The organism is Arhodomonas sp. KWT (assembly GCF_010993615.1).
In genome coordinates, this window is the sequence record NZ_WNXE01000211.1 from 1 (window position 1) to 3,678 (window position 3,678).

The following is a 3,678-nucleotide window of genomic DNA, read 5'->3' on the forward strand; positions in this document are numbered from 1 at the left end:
GGAGGAGGGCGATTACCTCACCGCCGGCGGCGAGGTGGCGGAGGTCGTCGATCTCGACCCCCTGCGGGTAACGGTGTTCGTCGCCCAGCAGGACATCGCCCGCGTGACCGTGGGCACCGCGGCGCGGGTGCGCTTTGCCACCGGCGTCGAGCGCGAGGGGCAGGTGGACTACGTCGCCGCCACCGCGGACGAGGAGACCCGCACCTTCCGTGTGGAGGTGGCGGTGCCCAATGGCGGGGGCGACGTCCCTGCCGGGGTCAGCGCGACGGTCCGGCTGCCCGCCGACCGGGTCAGTGCTCACTTCGTCTCCCCTGCGGTGCTGACCCTGGGCGACGACGGCGCCCTGGGGGCGAAGACCGTCGATGATGAGGGCCGGGTGGCCTTCCACCCGGTCTCGGTGGTCCGCGCCGAGCGCGACGGGGTCTGGATCAGCGGCCTGCCGGAGCGTGCGCGGGTGATCACGGTGGGTCAGGGGTTCGTGCGCGCCGGAGAGCCGGTGACCCCGGTGGACGCCGCGGACTCGCCCCTGAAGCTCGACGGGCGTGTCCCCGCGCCCGCCGCCCCGTTGCCGGAGACGGGCTGAGCCGTGGGCCGGCTGATCGCCGCGGCGTTCGGGCGCAGCCGCACGGTGCTGCTGTTCCTGCTCATCATTACCGTGATGGGCTGGCAGGCGTACCGGGATATCCCGAAGGAGGCCGAGCCCGACGTCGCCATCCCCATCATCTATGTCTCCGTCGCCTACGAGGGCATTTCCCCGGAGGACGGCGAGCGGCTGCTGGCCCGGCCCCTGGAGAAGGAGCTCCAGTCCATCGAGGGCCTCAAGGAGATGCGCACCACCGCGGCCCAGGGCTATACCGCAATCGTGCTGGAGTTCGAGGCGGGCTTCGACGCCGACCGGGCCCTCGCCGACGTGCGCGAGCAGGTGGACATCGCCAAGTCGGACCTGCCGCCGGGGGCCGAGGAGCCGGCGGTCCAGGAGGTCAACGTCGCACTGTTCCCGGTGCTCACCGTGGCGCTGTCCGGGCCGGTGCCGGAGCGCACCCTGGTGGACGTCGCCACGCGGTTGCAGGACCGCCTCGAGGCCCTGCCCGGCATCCTCGAGGCGGATGTCGGTGGCGACCGCGAGGAGGTCATGGAGATCATCGTGGACCGCCGGGTGATGGAGACCTACGGCGTCTCCTATGCGCGGCTTTTCTCGGTGCTGAGCGGCAATAACCTCCTGGTCGCCGCGGGAGCCCTGGACACCGGGGCGGGGCGCCTCGCGGTGAAGGTCCCCGGACTGGTCGAGGACCTGGACGACGTCATGACCCTGCCGGTGAAGACCAGCGGTGACCGGGTCGTGACCTTCGGCGACGTCGCCAGTATCCGCCGCACCTACAAGGATCCCGACGAGTTCGCCCGGGTCGACGGTCAGCCCGCCCTGACCCTGGAGATCTCCAAGCGCGTCGGGGCCAACATCATTGAGACCGTCGCCGCGGCACGGGAGGTGGTCGAGCAGGCCCGGGGGGAGTGGCCCGACAGCCTGCAGGTGGCCTACCTCCAGGACCGCTCCGAAGACATCCGCACCATGCTGCGGGACTTGCAGAACAACGTCCTCGCCGGCGTGATCCTGGTGATGGTGGTGATCATTGCGGCGCTGGGCTGGCGGCCCGCGCTGCTGGTGGGCATGGCCATTCCGGGGTCTTTTCTCGCCGGCATCCTGGCCGTGTACCTGATCGGCTACACCATGAACATCGTGGTCCTGTTCAGCCTCATCCTCGTGGTGGGGATGCTGGTGGACGGGGCCATCGTGGTGGTGGAGCTCGCCGAACGCCGGCTCTCCGAGGGCTGGCCGCGGCGTGACGCCTACCTGCACGGGGCTACCCGCATGGCCTGGCCGGTGATCTCCTCGACCGCCACCACCCTGGCGGTGTTCCTGCCGCTCACGGTCTGGCCCGGCGTGGTCGGGGAGTTCATGAAATACCTCCCCATTACCGTGCTCCTGACCCTGTCCGCCTCGCTGGCCATGGCGCTGGTGTTCGTTCCCGTGCTCGGCGGGCTGATCGCACGCCGCGACCCGGCGAGCGCGGCCAACGCCGCCGCGCTGGAGGCGGCGGAACGCGGCGATCTCGCGAGCCTGCGCGGCTTTGTCGGCGGCTACGTGCGCATGCTCTCGCGGGCCCTGGACCGGCCGGGTCTGGTCCTGGCCGGCATGGTCGCCACGGTGGTGGTGACCTATGCCGCCTACGGCCTGTTCGGCCGCGGCGTGGAGTTCTTCCCCGAGGTGGAGCCGGACTTCGCCCAGGTCCAGGTCCATGCCCGCGGCGATCTGTCGGTATGGGAGCGCGATGCCCTGGTCCGGGCGGTGGAGGAGCGTCTGCTCGGATTCGGGTCCATCGAGCACGTCTACGCCCGCACCATAAGCGACCCGGAGCGCATGCAGAACGTCTCGCCGGATACCGTGGGCGTCATCCAGCTCGAGTTCCGCGACTGGGACCAGCGTGCACCGGCGGCGGAGATCATGCAGCGGATCCGCGATGTCACCGCGCCGTTGCCCGGCATTCGCGTCGAGGTCCGCAAGGCCGAGTCGGGGCCCTCCCAGGGCAAGCCGATCCAGGTGCGGGTGAGCGCGGACCGGCCGGAGGCGCTGAACACCGGGGTCGAGCGGGTGCGCACGCTGATGGACGAGCTCGGTGGGTTCAGCGACACCGAGGATAACCGCCCGGTGCCCGGGGTCGAGTGGCGGCTGGAGGTGGACCGCGAACGTGCCGCCCGCTATGGCGCGGACGTACAGCTCGTGGGCAATGCGGTGCAGCTGGTCACCAACGGGGTGCTGCTCGATGACTATCGCCCGGACGACGCGGACGAGGAGGTGGATATCCGTGTGCGGTTCCCGCCGGAGGACCGCAGCCTGGAGACACTGGGTCTGCTGCGTGTGCCCACCGACCAGGGCCAGGTGCCCATCGCCAACTTCGTGACCCAGCGGCCGGGGCCGAGCACCGGCACCATCGAGCGCGTCGACGGGCGGCGGACGTTTACTGTCGCCTCCGAGGTCGCCCCCGGCGTGCTGGCGGACACCCAGGTCCAGCGCCTGCGCGATGCCATCGGCGAGGCGGACATGCCGCCGTCCGTCGAGATCGCATTCGCCGGCCAGGACGAGGATCAGCGCGAGGCCCAGACCTTTCTCTCGAACGCGTTCATCGTGGCGGTGCTGTTCATGGCGCTGATCCTGGTTACCCAGTTCAACAGCCTCTACCAGGCGGTGCTGGTGCTCTCCGCCATCCTCTTCTCCACCGCCGGCGTGCTGCTCGGCCTGCTGGCGACCCAGCGGCCGTTCGGCATCGTCATGGGCGGGGTGGGGATGATTGCGCTGGCCGGCATCGTGGTGAACAACAATATCGTGCTCATCGACACCTACAACGTCCTCCGCCGGGAAGGCATGGCGGCGCGGGAGGCGGTGCTGAGGACCGCCGCCCAGCGGCTGCGGCCGGTGCTGCTCACCTCCGTGACCACCGTGCTCGGGCTGATGCCGATGGTGCTGAAGCTCAACGTCGACATCATCGGGCGGGAGGTGCAGTACAACGCCCCGTCCACCCAGTGGTGGGCCCAGCTCTCCAGCGCCATCGCCGGCGGTCTCACCTTCGCGACGGCGCTCACGCTGGTGCTCACGCCGTGCCTGCTGATGCTGGGGGCCAACGT

Annotated in this window: 2 protein-coding genes; both read left to right on the forward strand. The window is 70.4% G+C overall.

Annotated features, from left to right (window positions below):
* A partial coding sequence (locus tag G7A99_RS16740) for an efflux RND transporter periplasmic adaptor subunit (RefSeq protein ID WP_163142255.1) occupies positions 1–583 on the forward strand: 583 nt, incomplete at its 5' end.
* A 3-nt stretch (positions 584–586) separates the two neighbouring features.
* On the forward strand, positions 587–3,678 hold a 3,092-nt coding region (locus tag G7A99_RS16745; protein WP_163142258.1), incomplete at its 3' end, for an efflux RND transporter permease subunit.